Genomic DNA, 15,455 nt, shown 5'->3' on the forward strand with positions numbered 1-15,455 from the left:
GCTCACACCCGTACCGGATCCGCCCGAAAGCTCACACCCGTACCGGATCCGCCCGCGAGGTCACACCCGGGGCAGCGACTCCGCGGCAAGGCCGCCCTCGATGGCGAGGATGCGGTGGAGCTTGGTGGCCACGAGCAGCCGCTGCATCTGGGGCGGCACCCCGCGCAGGACGAGGCGCCGGCCGCAGCGGCCGGCTCTCCGGTGAACGCCCATGATCACGCCGAGCCCGGTCGCGTCCCAGGAGTCGAGGCCGGTCAGGTCGAGTACCAGATCGCCGACTCCGTCGTCGACGGCCGAGTGCAGGACCGTACGGGCGTCCGCCGCGCTGCGGACGTCGAGGCGGCCCCCGACGACCAGCTCGACGTGGTCGCCCCTGATGTGCATATGCGCTCCCCGAGTGTGCTCCGTCTTCGCAACAACTGACTGCCGCACCGGCAGATACGTTGCGCCTTGTCAGCGAACCGATACCGAAATTCACCCCACGGAGTGAGGGCGGGGTGGCGGGCCGGACTCAGTGCTTGTAGAAGCCCTGCCCGCTCTTGCGCCCGATGTCACCCGCGTCCACCATCCGGCGCATCAGCTCCGGCGGCGCGAACTTCTCGTCCTGGGACTCGGTGTAGATGTTGTTGGCGGCGTTCACCAGGATGTCGATGCCGGTGAGGTCGGCCGTGGCGAGCGGGCCCATGGCGTGGCCGAAGCCGAGCTTGCAGGCGATGTCGATGTCCTCGGCGGTGGCGACGCCCGACTCGTAGAGCTTGGCGGCCTCGACGACGAGGGCCGAGATGAGGCGGGTGGTGACGAAGCCGGCGACGTCGCGGTTGACGACGATGCAGGTCTTGCCGACGGACTCGGCGAACTCCCGGGCGGTGGCCAGGGTGGCGTCGCTGGTCTTGTAGCCGCGGACCAGCTCGACGAGCTGCATCATCGGGACCGGCGAGAAGAAGTGGACGCCGACGACGGCCTCCGGGCGCTCGGTCACCGCGGCGATCTTGGTGATCGGGATCGCGGAGGTGTTGGAGGCGAGGACGGCGCCGTCCTTGGCGATCTTGTCGAGCGAGCGGAAGATCTCGTGCTTGACGTCGAGGTTCTCGAAGACGGCCTCGACGACGATGTCGGCGTCGGCGACGGCGTCGAGCTCGGTGGTGGCGGTGATCCGGCCGAGGGCGGCCTCGGCGTCGGCCGCGTCCATCCGGCCCTTCGCGACGAACCGGTCGTACGACGCCTTGATGCCGTCGGTGCCGCGGGTCAGGGCGGCGTCGGTGACGTCACGCAGGACGACGTCCCAGCCCGCCTGTGCCGAGACCTGCGCGATGCCGGATCCCATGAGTCCGGCCCCGATGACGGCGAGCTTCCTGGCCACGATGTTCCACCCCTCAACGCCTGTTCACTTCTGGCTCTCCGGCGGAGATTAGCGGTCGCGGGGCGCCATGTGACCGCTAAGTAATGCGCGTCACGCCCTCTTTGACGGACGTCACACTCGCGACACCTCTTCCGTGCCCCATTCCGGTCGCGACATACCCCTAGGGGGTATAGAGTCTCCGGCATCCGCCCGCCGGTCGGGGCTCGGGGCCGAGGCCCGGAGAGGAGGTGCCGTCATGCGTCCGTACGCCCGGGGAGCCGTCCCAGCGCCCCTGCTGCTCCTGACCGGCATGGTCAGCCTGCAGTTCGGGTCCGCCTTCGCGAAGCGGCTCTTCGAGGAGACCGGGCCGACCGGCGCGACCCTGCTGCGCCTGCTCATCGCCGCCACCCTGCTCTGCCTGCTGTCCCGGCCCGCGCCCCGGCTCCTCCGCACCCACTGGCGGCTCCTGCTCCCCTACGGGGCCGTCTTCGCCGTCATGCAGTTCGCCTTCTACGAGGCGACCTCCCGGCTGCCCCTCGGCGTCGTCGTGACGCTGGAGTTCAGCGGGCCGCTGCTGCTCGCCGCGTTCACCTCCCGGCGCGCGCTCGACCGGCTCTGGGTGGCGGTCGCCGCCGCCGGTCTGCTCGTCCTCGGCGGTACGCGCGGCATGGACGATCCGGTCGGCCTCGCGGCGAGCCTGCTCACCGGCGCGGCGCTGACCGGCTACATCCTGCTCGGCGGCCGGGTGGGCCGCGCGGTCCCCGGCGGCTCCGGACTGGCGCTCGGCCTGGCCGTGGCGGCCGTCCTCGCGCTGCCCACCGCTCCGGCGCTCGGCCTGCCCTCCCCCGGCGTCCTGCTCGAACCGCGGGTGCTCGGGGCCGCCCTCGCGGTGGCGGTCCTCACCACCGTCGTCCCGTTCTCGCTGGAGTTCGCCGCGCTGCGCCGGCTGCCGCCGCGGGTCTTCGCCGTGCTGTCCACGGTGGAGCCGGTCATCGCGGCCCTGGTGGGCCTCGCCCTCCTCGGCGAGCGGCTCTCCCCCGCCCAATGGGCCGCCGTGCTCTGCGTGGTGACGGCGGCCGTCGGCACCGCCCGCCGGCCGTCCGCACCCGACGAACCCCCCGGCCCCGCACCGTCCGATCGATCCCCTTCCCGGAAGAACGGAGTGCACACGTGAACACCCTGACCACTTCTCACACCCACACCCACACCCACGCCGACACCCGCACCCGCACCCGCACCGTCCCGCCGCGGGTAGCCCCGCTCCTGGAGACCGTCGACCCCGCCCACCGCTCGGCGGTCCTCGTCGCGGGCGGCTACGTCGAAGCGACCGCCGGCGTCGGGGAGTTCTCGCTGAGCTCCTTCGCCCTGGCCCAGGAGACCGGCGCCGCCGCCCGCCGCCTGCACCGGGGCAACAAGGTGGTGTACGACGTCATCGTCAACGACCTCGGCCTGTCCTGTTCCGACGACGTCTGTACGCTGCCGGCCGCCGGCCCCGCGCAGACCGACCTCGGCCCGCTCGCCGCCGCGGCGGCCGCGGCCGGGACCTCCTTCACCGTCACCCGCGAGCGCACCCTGCGCAATCGCGCCGCGCGCACCATGAAGCGCCGGCTGCGCGACCCGGCGGAACACCCGCTGTTCCTCCTCGACGGGGACGAGATCGTCTTCCGTTCCCGCCAGTACGAGAAGGTGCTCGCCGGGGTCGTCAAGGACGACCACGTCGTCCCGCGCTGCCCGTTGATCGTCGCCGAGTACTTCGCGCGCTACTTCGCCCGGCTGCGGGCCGCCTTCCCCGACTGCGCCCGCCGCCACGTCGTCGACATCAGCTCGCTCGCCGACCGGGACAAGGTGACGAAGGGCGCCGAGATCTACCTCCGCACCCAGGCGGTCCCCGGCGAGGAAATCGTGCTGGTCTTCGCCGACGCGGCCTGCGCCGATCCGATCGCCCTGCCCTACACCGCCGACGACTTCTGACGGACCGCCACCGAGGACAGGGAGTACCGGCATGGCCACGATCTATCTCGACCACCAGGCGACCACCCCGGCGGACCCGGCGGTCGTCGAGGCGATGACCTTCGCCGCCACCCACTGCTACGCCAATCCGTCCAGCCCGCACGCGGCCGGCATCCGCGCCTTCCGCGAGGTCGAACGGGCGCGCGGGGCCGTCGCCCGCCTCATCGGGGCGGCGCGCAGCGAGATCTACTTCACCTCGGGCGCGACCGAGGGCAACAACCTGGCGATCAAGGGAGTCGTCACGTCCCACGAGCGGCGCCATGTGGTGACCACGGCGGTGGAGCACAAGTCCGTGCTCGACAGCTGCCGTTCCCTGCGGGCCGACGGGCACGACGTGACGGTGCTGCCCGTCGACGCCGAGGGCAGGGTCTCCGCGCGCCAGGTGGCGGCGGCGCTCCGGCCGGAGACCGCGCTGGTCTCGGTGATGCTCGCGAACAACGAGATCTCCACCGTCCAGCCGGTGGCGGAGATCGGCGCGGTCACGCGGGCCGCCGGAGTGCCGCTGCACTGCGACGCGACCCAGGGCGTGGGTTCGCTGCCCGTCGACGTCCGGGCGCTCGGGGTCGATCTCCTCACCTTCTCCGGGCACAAGATCTACGGCCCGAAGGGCATCGGCGTGCTGTACGTCGCCAACCGCCTGTCGGACCGCGCGCCGCTGGCACCCCTCCTGCACGGCGGCGGGCAGGAGCGCGGTCTGCGCGCGGGCACGGTCAACACGGCCGCCGTCATCGGCCTGGGCGCGGCCGTCGGTGTGCTCGCGGCCGGCCGGGAGGCGGAGGCGGTACGGCTGGCGGGGCTGCGGGAACGGTTCCTCTCCACGCTCGCGGAGCTCGCCCCGTACACGCTGAACAGCGGTACGGGGCCGGGGTTCCTGCCGCACGCGGTGAGCCTGTCCTTCGAGGGCACGGACGCCCAGCAGCTCCTCCTGGAGGTCACGGACATCGCGGTGTCGACGGGTTCGGCCTGCAACAGCTCGGCTCAGGAGCCCTCGCACGTCCTCACGGCCGCCGGTCTCGCGCCGGAGCGGATCCGGGGCAGCATCCGGGTGGGCTTCGGGCGCTTCACGACCGAGGAGGAGGTCGTCCGTGCGGCCCGCGCGCTGGCGGCCGGGGTCTCGCGCCCGGCGGTCGGGGCCGTCTGACGCGGGGGGGCGCCCGCGTACCGGAACCGGAGGACCGGGCGGGCCCCTCAGCCCTCGCGTACGGCGTAGGTCAGGACCCGCTCGCCCAGCAGCTCCTCGATCTCGTCGAGGAGGACGAGGGCCTCGCGGGAGACGGTCGTCGCCTTGCGTCCCGCGGTCATCTCCCGGGTGATGTAGGCGACGACCGTGGTCTCGATCCAGGCGAGCTGGCCGCCGACGAGCAGCGGCAGCGGGTCGTCCGCGTCGGCCCCGGTCTCCTCGCGCAGGGTGGTGACGACGGCGTCGTGGACCTGCTGCTGGAGGTGGAAGAGCCGGGCCTTGAGGGTGGGGGCGTGCTCGATGACGTTCATGAAGGCGTCGAAGCCGTCCATGAGTCCGTACGCGGGCGAGACGGCGCCGATGTCCTGGCGCAGTTCGCGCAGGACGGCGGCGGCGGCGGACTCGCCCCGGTCGCGCCCGCGGATCATCCGGGCGAGGCGCTGGGTGACGCCGTCCATCCGGTCGAGGAAGAGGTCCTCCTTGGCCGGGAAGTAGTTGTAGACGGTGTTGACGGAGACGTCCGCCGCCTCGGCGACGTCGGCGACGGTCACGGCCACGAAGCCGTGCTCCAGGAAGAGCCCGGTCGCGATGTCGGAGATCCGCTGCTTCGTCTCGCGCTTCTTGCGTTCCCTGAGTCCCTCGGCCATGCCCACATCCTAGGCTCCCTGAAATTTTGCGCCCTCTCAAAACTTGGTGGCATTGCAAAATTTCAGTGACTCTGTTTTTCTAGTCGCCATGCCCATCATCAGCACGGCCGGGCTCGCCCGGACCTTCCCCACCAAGAACGGCCCCGTGGAGGCCGTCCGCGGGATCGACCTGACCGTCCGGCCAGGCGAGATCCTCGGACTCCTCGGCCCCAACGGCGCCGGCAAGACGACCACCCTCCGCATGCTCACGACCCTGCTCCCGCCCACCGGCGGCGCCGCCACCATCGCCGGCCACGACCTCGTCAAGGACCCCGCGGCCGTCCGGCGGCGCATCGGGTACGTCGCCCAGTCCGGCGGCCTGGACCCCCAGGAGACGGTCCGCTCCGAGCTCGTCCTCCAGGGCAGGCTCTACGGCCTCGACCGCACCCGCGCGACCGCCCGCGCCGAGGAACTCGCGGCGGAGCTCGACCTCACGGACCTGCTCGACCGGCCGACCCCGGCGCTCTCCGGCGGCCAGCGGCGCCGCCTCGACCTCGCGATGGGGCTCACCCACCGGCCGGAGGTCCTCTTCCTCGACGAGCCGACGACCGGCCTCGACCCCGGCAGCCGCGCCGACCTGTGGGCCCTGGTGCGGCGGCTGCGCGACGAGTACGGCACGACCGTCGTCCTCACCACCCACTACCTGGACGAGGCCGACGCGCTCGCCGACCGGCTCGTGATCGTGGACAAGGGCACGGTCGTCGCCGAGGGCAGCCCCGCCGCCCTCAAGGCCGAGCACGGCGCGGCCACCCTCCAGGACGCCTTCCTCTCCATCACCGGGCGCGGCCCGGCCCCCGTCGACACCACTCCCGTAGCCGTCTAGGACCTCTGATGCTTCTCCACGACACCGCGCTGCTCTTCGGGCGCTACGCCCGCCAGACCCTGCGCTCCCCGTTCCAGATCTTCTTCGGCGCCCTGATGCCCCTGCTCTACCTGTTCTTCTTCGGGCCCCTGCTCACCGGCCTCCCGCTGGGCCGCGAGGGCGACTCCTGGCAGATCCTCGTGCCCGGCCTGCTGCTCCAACTCGGCCTCTTCGGCGCCTCGTTCGCCGGCTTCTCGATCATCATGGAGAAGAACTGGGGCGTGTTCGACCGGATGCGGGTCACGCCCGTGAGCCGGCTCGCGCTGCTGCTCGGCCGGGTGCTGCGGGACGCCGCGCTCTTCGTCTTCCAGGCGCTGCTGCTCGTCGTGGTGGCCGTGCCGATGGGCCTCAGGGCGCCGCTCGCCGGGATCCTGATCGGCTTCGGCTTCGTCGCCCTGCTCTCGGCGGCGCTCGCCTCGCTCTCGTACGCGCTCGCGCTGAAACTGCCGAGCCCGCAGGAGTTCGGCCCCGCGATCAACACGCTCGCGATGCCGTCGATGCTGCTGTCCGGCCTGATGCTGCCGATGGCCCTCGCCCCCGGCTGGCTGGACGTCGTCTCGCACCTCATGCCGTTCCGCTATCTGGTGGACGCGGTCCGGGAGGTCTACATCGGCCACTACACGACACCGGCCGTGCTGTACGGGGTGCTCGTCGCCCTCGGCCTGACGGCGCTCGCCGTGACGGTCGGCACACGAACGTTCCGGAGCGCCCACGCCTAACTAGGCTGGACCCCATGGTCAATCTGACGCGCATCTACACCCGTACCGGCGACCAGGGCACCACCGCCCTCGGTGACATGAGCCGGACCGCCAAGACGGATCTGCGGATCTCGGCCTACGCCGACGCCAACGAGGCCAACGCCGTCATCGGCACGGCCGTCGCCCTCGGGCAGCTGGACGAGGAGGTCGTGAAGGTCCTCGTCCGCGTCCAGAACGACCTCTTCGACGTGGGGGCGGACCTCTGCACGCCCGTGGTGGAGGACCCCAAGTACCCGCCGCTGCGCGTCGAGCAGGCGTACGTCGACAAGCTGGAGGCCGACTGCGACCGCTTCCTGGAGGAGCTCGACAAGCTGCGCTCCTTCATCCTGCCGGGCGGCACGCCCGGTGCGGCACTGCTGCACCAGGCGTGCACGGTGGTCCGGCGGGCGGAGCGCTCCACGTGGGCGGCCCTTGAGGTGCACGGCGAGTCGATGAACGCCCTGACCGCCACGTACCTCAACCGGCTATCGGATCTGCTCTTCATCCTTGCCCGGTCGGCGAACAAGGAGGTCGGGGACGTGCTCTGGGTCCCGGGCGGGGACCGCTGAGCCTTCGACACCCTGCGGGGCCCTCTTCGGCCAGATCGCGTAGCTGAGCGCGATCAGGCCGTGGATGCCGACCGCACGCCAGGCGAAGAAGATCCAGCTCCGCAGCGAATCGGTGTTCCCGTCGCCGCCTACGTACCAGACCGCCAGGAGCAGCAGCACGGAGGCGACGGACGCGGCGATCACCGAGCCGAGCCAGATCCGGCCCTCGTGCCGGGCGCGCGCCATGCCGTACCGCGGCGGCTTCGGGGGCGGCGGGCCGCCGCCGAGGCGGTGGGCGGCGTGGCCGTCGAGCCACTGCACGGTCCGGTGGCCGTGGCCGACGGTGTAGCCGATGTAGACGGCGGCGAGCCCGTGCCGCCAGCTCGGTTCGGCCCCGTTCTTGAGGTCGATCGCGGTGACGACCAGGAGCAGGACCTCCAGGAGCGGCTCGCACAGCAGCAGCGCCGCTCCCGCCCGGGGCATCTTCAGGAGATAGCGGGTGGCGAGGCCTGCGGCCAGCAGGACCCAGAAGCCGACCTCGCAGATGACGACCAGCGCGACGATCACGACGGTTCCCCTTTCGGTTCCCCCTCAGCGTCCCGTGGGATCGGGCGCGGTTCGTCGTCGCCGGTGACGAAGTCCGTCTACATCGTTCGACGGAGGGACGGATCGGCCCGGACGAGGAGGTCCCCGCACGTGGGGGCGTGTTGGATGGGTACGTGACGCTCCCCCGCCCGAAGACGCTCCCCCACCCGATGACGCTGCCCCGCCCGCACCGCACCGACCTGCTCATCGCCGCCTCGGGTCTCGCCTGCGGCCTGCTCCTGTGGTCGTTCGGGCTGTACACGACGGGCGACCGCGTCTTCGACCAGCGCTGGGCGACGCTGGTCCCGCTGACCGTGATGGCCGGGACGGAGGCCCTGCGCCGTACCGCTCCCCGGGCCGCCCTGAACATCGGGACGCTGGCGATCGTCGGCGACCAGTTCACCAACGGCAATCTCGCCACGGTCCTGATGTTCACGGACGTGGTCTACGCGGCCGTGGTCTACGGCACGCCCGCGCGGGCCCGGCGCATCCCGTACACCATGGCCCTCATCACCGTCGCGACCACGGTGACGTTCCTCGTCTGGTGGCAGAACGCGATCGCGCTCCTCGTGGGCGTGATCACCGGCATGGTCGCCTTCCTCCCCGCGATCACCGGCGCGGTCGTCCGCAACCACCGGGACGCGGCGGACGCCGCCCGGCTGCGCGCCGAGCAGACCGCGCTCCTCGCCGAGATGGACCGGACGCAGGCGGTGGTGGCCGAGCGGTCGCGGATGGCGCGCGAGCTGCACGACATGGTGGCGAACAACCTCTCCGCGATCGCGATCCACTCGACGGCCGCGCTCTCGCTCGACGAGCCGGCCACGACCCGGCAGGCGCTGACCGTGATCCGGGAGAACAGCGTGGCGGGGCTCGCCGAGATGCGGCGGCTCATCGGGCTGCTGCGGGACAGCAGCGGGGACGCGGAGCCGGCCGCCGCGCCCACGCTCGCGGGTCTTGACGCGCTGGTGGCCCAGTCCACGGCCAACGCCGAGCCGAGCGGTCTCGTCCTCGTCCTCGACGACACCCGGAGGAGCACCGCGGGCCTCCCGGCGCCGGTGGAGCTGGCCGCGTACCGGATCGTGCAGGAGTCCCTGACCAACGCGCTCAAGCACGCGGCGCCCGGCGAGGTGCGGGTGACCCTGGGGCAGGATCCGGGCGCGCTGTGGGTGCGGGTGACCAGTCCGTACGGGGAACGGTCCGGCCCGACCGCGCCCGGTTCGGGGGCCGGCCTGGTGGGGATGCGGGAGCGGGTGGCCCTGCTCGACGGGGTCTTCGAGGCGGGTCCGGTCACGGACGACGAGGGACGGAAACGGTGGCGGGTCCGGGCGGAACTGCCCGTGCGCGCGAACGACGAGGAGCGGGCATGACGGTGCGGGTGGTGGTCGCCGAGGACCAGAGCGCGGTACGGGCGGGGCTCGTCCTGATCCTGGGCAGCGCCCCGGACATCGAGGTGGTCGGGGAGGCGGCGGACGGGGAGCGGGCGGTGGAGCTGGCCCGCGAACTCCGCCCCGACCTGGTCCTGATGGACGTGCAGATGCCGCGGATGGACGGGGTGACGGCGACCGGGATCGTCGTGTCGGAGGGGCTCGCGGACGTCCTCGTCCTGACCACCTTCGACCTGGACGCGTATGTGTTCGGTGCGCTGCGGGCGGGCGCCGCGGGCTTCCTGCTGAAGAACGCGGAGGCGCGGGAGCTGATCGAGGCGGTACGGACGGTGGGGCGCGGCGAGGGTCTCATCGCCCCGGCGGTGACCCGGCGGCTGATCGCCGAGTTCGCGGCGACGGGCCGCCCGGCGCGGTCGACGACCGGGAGGGACCCCGCGGTGCTCGACGCCCTGACGCCCCGGGAGCGGGAGGTGCTGTCGGCGCTCGGCGGCGGTCTGTCGAACGCGGAGATCGCGGTACGTCTCGACATGGCGGAGGCGACGGTGAAGACGCACGTCAGCAAGGTGCTGGGGAAGCTGGAGCTGCGGAGCAGGGTCCAAGCGGCGGTCCTGGCACAGGAGTTGGGCGTGTAGGCGAAGTCGGCGACGTTGGTCTGGACCTCTTGACGATTGGTCCAGACCTTCCTACGCTCGCGGGGCGCGCGCATCTTCACGGACCACCCCCACCTTGTCCGTCCGCAACTTGAGGAGCACCGTTGAGCACTCAAGCACCGACGCGCAGAACAGGGTTCAGACACCGGGCCGCCGCCGGTCTGACCGCCCTGATCCTGCCGCTGGCCGCCATGGTCGGCCTCGCGACCCCCGCCGAAGCGGCCACCTCGGCCACGGCGACGTACACCAAGTCGTCCGACTGGGGCACCGGCTTCGGCGCCAACTGGACCATCAAGAACACCGGCACCACCAGCATCAGCTCTTGGACCGTCGAGTGGGACTACCCCGCCGGCACCGCCGTCACCTCCGCCTGGGACGCCACCGTCACCAGCTCCGGCAACCACTGGACCGCCAAGAACGTCGGCTGGAACGGGACCCTCGCGCCCGGCGCCTCCGTCTCCTTCGGCTACAACGGCTCCGGCTCGGGCGCGCCCACCGGCTGTAAGATCAACGGCGCCGCCTGCGACGGCACCTCCCAGCCGGGTGACAACCCGCCCTCGGCCCCCGGCACCCCGGTCGCCTCCGCCATCACCGACACCTCGGTGAAGCTGACCTGGACCGCCGCGACCGACGACAAGGGCGTCAAGAACTACGACGTCCTGCGCGACGGCACGAAGGTCACCACGCTCACCGGCCTGACCTACACCGACCAGGGCCTGAGCGCCGGCACCGACTACAGCTACACGGTCGTCGCCCGCGACACCATCGACCAGACCGGCCCCGCCGCCGGCCCGGTCCCCGTCCGCACCACCGGCGGAGGCGGCACCCCGCCCCCCAACGTGGTGAAGATGGGCTACTTCACGAACTGGGGCGTCTACGGCCGCAATTACCACGTGAAGAACATCGTGACCTCGGGCTCCGCGTCCAAGATCACCCACATCAACTACGCCTTCGGCAACGTCACGGGCGGCAAGTGCACCATCGGTGACGCCTACGCCGACTACGACAAGGCCTACACCGCCGACCAGTCCGTCGACGGCGTCGCCGACACCTGGGACCAGCCGCTGCGCGGCAACTTCAACCAGCTGCGCAAGCTGAAGAAGGCGTACCCGAACATCAAGATCCTCTGGTCCTTCGGCGGCTGGACCTGGTCCGGCGGCTTCGGCCAGGCCGTGCAGAACCCGACCGCCTTCGCCCAGTCCTGCTACGACCTGGTCGAGGACCCGCGCTGGGCCGACGTCTTCGACGGCATCGACCTGGACTGGGAGTACCCGAACGCCTGCGGTCTCTCCTGCGACACCAGCGGTGCGGCCTCCTTCAAGAACATGATGCAGGCCATGCGCGCCAAGTTCGGTGCGAACAACCTGGTCACCGCGGCCGTCACGGCCGACGCCTCCGCCGGCGGCAAGATCGACGCCGCCGACTACGCGGGTGCGGCGCAGTACATGAACTGGTTCAACGTCATGACGTACGACTTCTTCGGCGCCTGGGCGGCGCAGGGCCCGACGGCCCCGCACTCCCCGCTCACCTCCTACGCCGGCATCCCCCAGGCGGGCTTCAACTCCGCCGAGGCGATCGCCAAGTTCAAGGCGAAGGGCGTCCCGGCCTCGAAGCTGCTCCTCGGCATCGGCTTCTACGGCCGCGGCTGGACCGGCGTCACCCAGGACGCCCCCGGCGGCACGGCGACGGGCCCGGCGGCGGGCACGTACGAGCCGGGGATCGAGGACTACAAGGTCCTGAAGACCTCCTGCCCGTCCACCGGCACCGTCGCGGGCACGGCGTACGCCAAGTGCGGCACCAACTGGTGGAGCTACGACACCCCGGCCACCGTGAACTCGAAGATGAGCTGGGCCAAGAACCAGGGCCTCGGCGGAGCGTTCTTCTGGGAGTTCAGCGGTGACACCACCAACGGCGAGCTCGTCGGCGCCATCAACACCGGCCTGAACTAGCAAGCGGCACGACGAAGCGGGGGCCGGCGCAGCACGCCGACCCCCGCTTCCTCACGCGTCAAGCGACCGGGAACTCAGGCAACGTTCACCCTCTGGCCGGGAGGCGCCGCCTCCAGCCAGGCCATGAAACCGGTCCGGGCGTCCTCGCTCATCGCGAGCTCCAGCCGGACGCCGTCGTACGTACAGGCCTGGATCACCGCGTCGGAGAGCAGCGCGAGCTCCTCCTCGCCCTCCGGCATCCGGCGCTCCTGCGCCACGATGACCGAGCGCTCCAGGACACGGCGCGGGCGGGGCGCGTAGGAGAAGACACGGAACCAGGCGATCTCGTCACCGCTGTAGCGGGCGACGCCGTACACCCAGCCCTTGCCGGTCGGGTCCGGCTCGTCGGGGATGTCCCAGCGCAGGGAGCAGTCGAAGGTGCCGCCGGCACGCTGGATCAGCCTCCGGCGCAAGCCGAAGACGAAGAGCCCGATCACCACCAGTGCGACGACCAGGCCGCACACGAGCAGAGCGAGGAACATCTTCACCGACCTCCTCGCTGCGTCCCGTGGCCGGCACAGCCGACCCAACCGAAATACACCTGCATCTGCATCGCCTCAGCCGCGGCACGGTCCGGATAATTCCAGACCGTGCCGCGGCTGAGGGCACTTCTACTCGGCGCGGTCCGTCAGCGGACCGCTACCGCGCGCAGCCGGACATCGGCGCGCCGCTCGGCGGCGGCGTCGGAGTCCGACTTCGCACGCTCCAGCGCGCGCTCGGCGCGCTGGGCGTCGATCTCGTCCGCCAGCTCGCAGATCTCCGCGAGCAGAGACAGCTTGTCGTCGGCGAAGGAGATGAATCCGCCGTGGACGGCGGCGACGACGGTCGCGCCCTCACTGGTACGGATGGTCACCGGGCCCGACTCCAGCACACCGAGCAGCGGCTGGTGGCCGGGCATGACGCCGATGTCGCCGGAGGTGGTACGCGCGATGACCAGGGTGGCCTCGCCGGACCAGACACTCCGGTCCGCGGCGACCAGCTCGACGTGCAGCTCAGCAGCCAAGGGTGGCTCCTCGGGTCACCACCCGGCGGTCGTGCCGGGTGTTGGGGTCAATTCTAATGGGCGTGGTGAGGGGGGCGGGACGGATCCCGCCCCCCTCGGGAGCACGGGGCTCAGGAGACGCCAAGCTCCTTGGCGTTCTTCTTGAGGTCCTCGACGCCACCACACATGAAGAAGGCCTGCTCGGGGAAGTGGTCGTAGTCCCCGTCGCAGATCGCGTTGAACGCGGCGATCGACTCGTCGAGCGGAACGTCCGAACCGTCCACACCGGTGAACTGCTTCGCCGCGTGGGTGTTCTGGGACAGGAAGCGCTCGACACGGCGGGCGCGGTGGACAACGAGCTTGTCCTCCTCGCTCAGCTCGTCGATACCGAGAATCGCGATGATGTCCTGGAGGTCCTTGTACTTCTGCAGGATTCCCTTGACGCGCGTGGCGGCGTCGTAGTGGTCCTGCGCGATGTAGCGCGGGTCCAGGATCCGGGACGTGGAGTCCAGCGGGTCCACGGCCGGGTAGATGCCCTTCTCGGAGATCGGACGGGAAAGAACCGTCGTCGCGTCGAGGTGGGCGAAGGTGGTGGCCGGAGCCGGGTCGGTCAGGTCGTCCGCGGGGACGTAGATCGCCTGCATCGAGGTGATCGAGTGACCACGGGTCGACGTGATGCGCTCCTGGAGGAGACCCATCTCGTCGGCCAGGTTCGGCTGGTAACCCACCGCGGAGGGCATACGGCCGAGCAGGGTCGAGACCTCGGAACCGGCCTGGGTGAAGCGGAAGATGTTGTCGATGAAGAAGAGAACATCCTGCTTCTGCACATCGCGGAAGTACTCCGCCATGGTCAGACCGGCCAGGGCGACGCGGAGACGCGTGCCCGGCGGCTCGTCCATCTGGCCGAAGACAAGCGCGGTCTTGTCCAGAACGCCCGCTTCTTCCATCTCGACCATGAGGTCGTTGCCCTCACGGGTGCGCTCGCCGACGCCCGCGAAGACCGAAACACCGTCGTGCAGCTTGGCCACACGGACGATCATTTCCTGGATCAGAACGGTCTTGCCGACACCGGCGCCACCGAACAGACCGATCTTTCCACCCTTGACGTACGGGGTGAGAAGGTCGACGACCTTCAGGCCGGTCTCGAACATCTCGGTCTTGGACTCGAGCTGGTCGAAGGCCGGGGCCTTGCGGTGGATCGTCCAGCGCGGCGCGTCGGCCACGGTGGAGGCATCGGCGTTCAGCACCTCACCCAGCGTGTTGAACACACGGCCCTTGGTGACGTCACCGACGGGAACGGTGATGCCCGTGCCGGTGTCGGTCACCGGGGCCTGGCGGACCAGGCCGTCGGTGGGCTGCATGGAGATGGCGCGGACGACGCCGTCACCGAGGTGCTGGGCGACCTCGAGGGTCAGCGTCTTGGTCGCGCCCTCCTCGGTCGGGTCCATGACCTCGACGTGCAGCGCGTTGTAGATCGCCGGCATCGCGTCGACGGGGAACTCCACGTCGACGACCGGGCCGATGACCCGGGCGACGCGGCCCGTGGCGGCGGCCGTCTCAACAGTGGTCGTCATTACTTGTCACTCCCCGCGGTCGCGTCGGCCAGGGCTGCGGTGCCACCGACGATCTCGCTGATTTCCTGGGTGATTTCGGCCTGGCGGGCCGCGTTGGCAAGTCGGGAGAGATTGTTGATCAAGTCTCCCGCGTTGTCGGTGGCCGACTTCATCGCGCGGCGCGTGGCGGCGTGCTTGGAAGCAGCCGACTGGAGCAGCGCGTTGTAGATACGGCTCTCGACGTACCGGGGCAGCAGGGCGTCGAGGACGTCCTCCGCCGACGGCTCGAAGTCGTACAGCGGACGGAGCGTGTCCGAATCGCCGGCCTCCTTCGCCACCTCGTCGAGGCTGAGGGGCAGCAGCCGGGCCTCGACCGCGGTCTGCGTCATCATCGAGACGAACTCGGTGTAGACGATGTGGAGCTCGTCCACGCCGCCTTCCGCCGTGTCCTTCTCGATCGCCTCGATCAGCGGTGCCGCGATCGTCTTGGCGTCGCCGTACGACGGCTGGTCCGTGAACCCGGTCCACGTACCGGCCAGCTTCCGCTCGCGGAAGTTGTAGTGCGCGATGCCTCGACGGCCGACGACGTAGACGGTGACCTCGCGGCCCTCGCCCTCCAGCTTCGCCGTCAGCTTTTCCGCCGCCTTGATGGCGTTGGAGTTGAAGGCGCCGGCCAGACCGCGGTCGCTCGAGAGGAGCAGGACCGCGGCACGGATCGGGTTCTCCGCCTCGGTGGTCAGCGGGTGCCGGTCATTGGCACCCGTGGCCACCGCCGTGACCGCGCGGGTCAGCTCGGTCGCGTACGGAGTCGACGCCTGTACCTTGCGCTGCGCCTTGACGACACGCGAGGCGGCGATCATCTCCATCGCCTTGGTGATCTTCTTCGTCGCGGTGACGGATTTGATGCGACGCTTGTAGACCCGGAGCTGCGCTCCCATGAGTCAGGTCCC

General features: G+C 70.9%; 17 protein-coding genes. 9 read left to right on the forward strand and 8 right to left on the reverse strand.

All coding sequences use genetic code 11. From position 1 onward, the window contains the following. Window positions 1-60: 60 nt before the first annotated feature. Both ACFC0G_RS09885 and ACFC0G_RS09890 read right to left on the reverse strand, forming a co-directional pair. Window positions 61-384, reverse strand: a complete 324-nt coding sequence (locus ACFC0G_RS09885; protein ID WP_376399989.1) for an STAS domain-containing protein — start codon at window positions 382-384, stop codon at window positions 61-63. A 127-nt stretch (window positions 385-511) separates the two neighbouring features. Continuing rightward, a complete protein-coding gene (locus ACFC0G_RS09890; protein WP_376399992.1) occupies window positions 512-1,360 on the reverse strand; it encodes a 3-hydroxyacyl-CoA dehydrogenase family protein in 849 nt (282 codons plus the stop codon). A gap of 235 nt (window positions 1,361-1,595) precedes the next feature. Here ACFC0G_RS09890 and ACFC0G_RS09895 point away from each other — a divergent pair, with 235 nt between their 5' ends. The 3 genes from ACFC0G_RS09895 to ACFC0G_RS09905 are packed head-to-tail and all read left to right on the forward strand — an operon-like array spanning window position 1,596 to window position 4,490. Next, window positions 1,596-2,513: a DMT family transporter gene (locus ACFC0G_RS09895; protein WP_376399995.1), complete on the forward strand. Its 918-nt coding sequence runs from the start codon at window positions 1,596-1,598 to the stop codon at window positions 2,511-2,513. Then, window positions 2,510-3,310, forward strand: a complete 801-nt coding sequence (locus ACFC0G_RS09900; RefSeq protein ID WP_376399998.1) for a hypothetical protein — start codon at window positions 2,510-2,512, stop codon at window positions 3,308-3,310. Before ACFC0G_RS09895 ends, ACFC0G_RS09900 begins: the two co-directional genes overlap by 4 nt. A 31-nt stretch (window positions 3,311-3,341) precedes the next feature. After that, window positions 3,342-4,490 (forward strand): cysteine desulfurase family protein, encoded by a 1,149-nt coding sequence (locus ACFC0G_RS09905; protein WP_376400001.1) that lies wholly within the window; start codon window positions 3,342-3,344, stop codon window positions 4,488-4,490. Window positions 4,491-4,537: 47 nt separating this feature from the next. Here ACFC0G_RS09905 and ACFC0G_RS09910 read toward each other — a convergent pair whose 3' ends face one another. Beyond that, the gene (locus tag ACFC0G_RS09910; protein ID WP_376400004.1) at window positions 4,538-5,176 is read right to left on the reverse strand and encodes a TetR/AcrR family transcriptional regulator; all 639 of its coding nucleotides are present in this window, start codon (window positions 5,174-5,176) and stop codon (window positions 4,538-4,540) included. A gap of 88 nt (window positions 5,177-5,264) precedes the next feature. Here ACFC0G_RS09910 and ACFC0G_RS09915 point away from each other — a divergent pair, with 88 nt between their 5' ends. Genes ACFC0G_RS09915 through ACFC0G_RS09925 form a run of 3 tightly spaced genes read left to right on the forward strand, consistent with a single transcriptional unit; the run spans window position 5,265 to window position 7,383 of the window. Further along, window positions 5,265-6,038: an ABC transporter ATP-binding protein gene (locus ACFC0G_RS09915; RefSeq protein ID WP_376400007.1), complete on the forward strand. Its 774-nt coding sequence runs from the start codon at window positions 5,265-5,267 to the stop codon at window positions 6,036-6,038. Window positions 6,039-6,046: 8 nt separating this feature from the next. After that, a complete protein-coding gene (locus ACFC0G_RS09920) occupies window positions 6,047-6,796 on the forward strand; it encodes an ABC transporter permease (protein ID WP_376400011.1) in 750 nt (249 codons plus the stop codon). A gap of 14 nt (window positions 6,797-6,810) precedes the next feature. Further along, entirely contained in the window at window positions 6,811-7,383 is a 573-nt protein-coding gene (locus ACFC0G_RS09925; RefSeq protein WP_376400013.1) for a cob(I)yrinic acid a,c-diamide adenosyltransferase, read from the forward strand. Here the strand turns inward: ACFC0G_RS09925 and ACFC0G_RS09930 are convergent. Beyond that, window positions 7,300-7,929: a hypothetical protein gene (locus tag ACFC0G_RS09930; protein WP_376400016.1), complete on the reverse strand. Its 630-nt coding sequence runs from the start codon at window positions 7,927-7,929 to the stop codon at window positions 7,300-7,302. The genes ACFC0G_RS09925 and ACFC0G_RS09930 overlap by 84 nt on opposite strands. A 188-nt stretch (window positions 7,930-8,117) precedes the next feature. On the opposite strand from ACFC0G_RS09930, the gene ACFC0G_RS09935 reads away from it, so the two are divergent. The 3 genes from ACFC0G_RS09935 (at window position 8,118) to ACFC0G_RS09945 (ending at window position 11,931) form a co-directional block, all read left to right on the forward strand. Further along, on the forward strand, window positions 8,118-9,314 hold the full coding sequence (locus ACFC0G_RS09935) for a sensor histidine kinase (RefSeq protein WP_376400507.1): 1,197 nt from the start codon (window positions 8,118-8,120) through the stop codon (window positions 9,312-9,314). Beyond that, window positions 9,311-9,964, forward strand: a complete 654-nt coding sequence (locus ACFC0G_RS09940) for a response regulator (RefSeq protein ID WP_376400019.1) — start codon at window positions 9,311-9,313, stop codon at window positions 9,962-9,964. The genes ACFC0G_RS09935 and ACFC0G_RS09940 overlap by 4 nt, the downstream gene beginning before the upstream one ends. A gap of 122 nt (window positions 9,965-10,086) precedes the next feature. Beyond that, window positions 10,087-11,931, forward strand: coding sequence for a glycosyl hydrolase family 18 protein (locus ACFC0G_RS09945; protein ID WP_376400022.1), 1,845 nt, complete (start codon window positions 10,087-10,089; stop codon window positions 11,929-11,931). A 74-nt stretch (window positions 11,932-12,005) separates the two neighbouring features. Here the strand turns inward: ACFC0G_RS09945 and ACFC0G_RS09950 are convergent, their stop codons facing one another. The 4 genes from ACFC0G_RS09950 to ACFC0G_RS09965 form a co-directional block, all read right to left on the reverse strand. After that, a complete protein-coding gene (locus ACFC0G_RS09950) occupies window positions 12,006-12,452 on the reverse strand; it encodes a DUF2550 domain-containing protein (protein WP_267045872.1) in 447 nt (148 codons plus the stop codon). Window positions 12,453-12,598: 146 nt separating this feature from the next. Next, complete coding sequence (locus tag ACFC0G_RS09955) at window positions 12,599-12,973, reverse strand: F0F1 ATP synthase subunit epsilon (RefSeq protein WP_024761909.1); 375 nt, start codon at window positions 12,971-12,973, stop codon at window positions 12,599-12,601. Window positions 12,974-13,083: 110 nt separating this feature from the next. Further along, the gene (gene atpD / locus ACFC0G_RS09960) at window positions 13,084-14,526 is read right to left on the reverse strand and encodes a F0F1 ATP synthase subunit beta (RefSeq protein WP_376400026.1); all 1,443 of its coding nucleotides are present in this window, start codon (window positions 14,524-14,526) and stop codon (window positions 13,084-13,086) included. Beyond that, window positions 14,526-15,443, reverse strand: coding sequence for a F0F1 ATP synthase subunit gamma (locus ACFC0G_RS09965; protein WP_024761911.1), 918 nt, complete (start codon window positions 15,441-15,443; stop codon window positions 14,526-14,528). Before ACFC0G_RS09965 ends, atpD begins: the two co-directional genes overlap by 1 nt. Window positions 15,444-15,455: the final 12 nt, after the last annotated feature.

The organism is Streptomyces sp. NPDC056169, assembly GCF_042268445.1.
In the GTDB taxonomy this organism is placed as follows: domain Bacteria; phylum Actinomycetota; class Actinomycetes; order Streptomycetales; family Streptomycetaceae; genus Streptomyces.

Coding starts and splice junctions, on each gene's coding strand:
- ACFC0G_RS09885 (WP_376399989.1), bottom strand. CDS start 384: ATGCACATCAGGGGCGACCACGTCGAGCTGGTCGTCGGGGGCCGCCTC.
- ACFC0G_RS09895 (WP_376399995.1), top strand. CDS start 1,596: ATGCGTCCGTACGCCCGGGGAGCCGTCCCAGCGCCCCTGCTGCTCCTG.
- ACFC0G_RS09905 (WP_376400001.1), top strand. CDS start 3,342: ATGGCCACGATCTATCTCGACCACCAGGCGACCACCCCGGCGGACCCG.
- ACFC0G_RS09910 (WP_376400004.1), bottom strand. CDS start 5,176: ATGGCCGAGGGACTCAGGGAACGCAAGAAGCGCGAGACGAAGCAGCGG.
- ACFC0G_RS09915 (WP_376400007.1), top strand. CDS start 5,265: ATGCCCATCATCAGCACGGCCGGGCTCGCCCGGACCTTCCCCACCAAG.
- ACFC0G_RS09920 (WP_376400011.1), top strand. CDS start 6,047: ATGCTTCTCCACGACACCGCGCTGCTCTTCGGGCGCTACGCCCGCCAG.
- ACFC0G_RS09925 (WP_376400013.1), top strand. CDS start 6,811: ATGGTCAATCTGACGCGCATCTACACCCGTACCGGCGACCAGGGCACC.
- ACFC0G_RS09935 (WP_376400507.1), top strand. CDS start 8,118: ATGACGCTGCCCCGCCCGCACCGCACCGACCTGCTCATCGCCGCCTCG.
- ACFC0G_RS09940 (WP_376400019.1), top strand. CDS start 9,311: ATGACGGTGCGGGTGGTGGTCGCCGAGGACCAGAGCGCGGTACGGGCG.
- ACFC0G_RS09950 (WP_267045872.1), bottom strand. CDS start 12,452: ATGTTCCTCGCTCTGCTCGTGTGCGGCCTGGTCGTCGCACTGGTGGTG.
- atpD (WP_376400026.1), bottom strand. CDS start 14,526: ATGACGACCACTGTTGAGACGGCCGCCGCCACGGGCCGCGTCGCCCGG.
- ACFC0G_RS09965 (WP_024761911.1), bottom strand. CDS start 15,443: ATGGGAGCGCAGCTCCGGGTCTACAAGCGTCGCATCAAATCCGTCACC.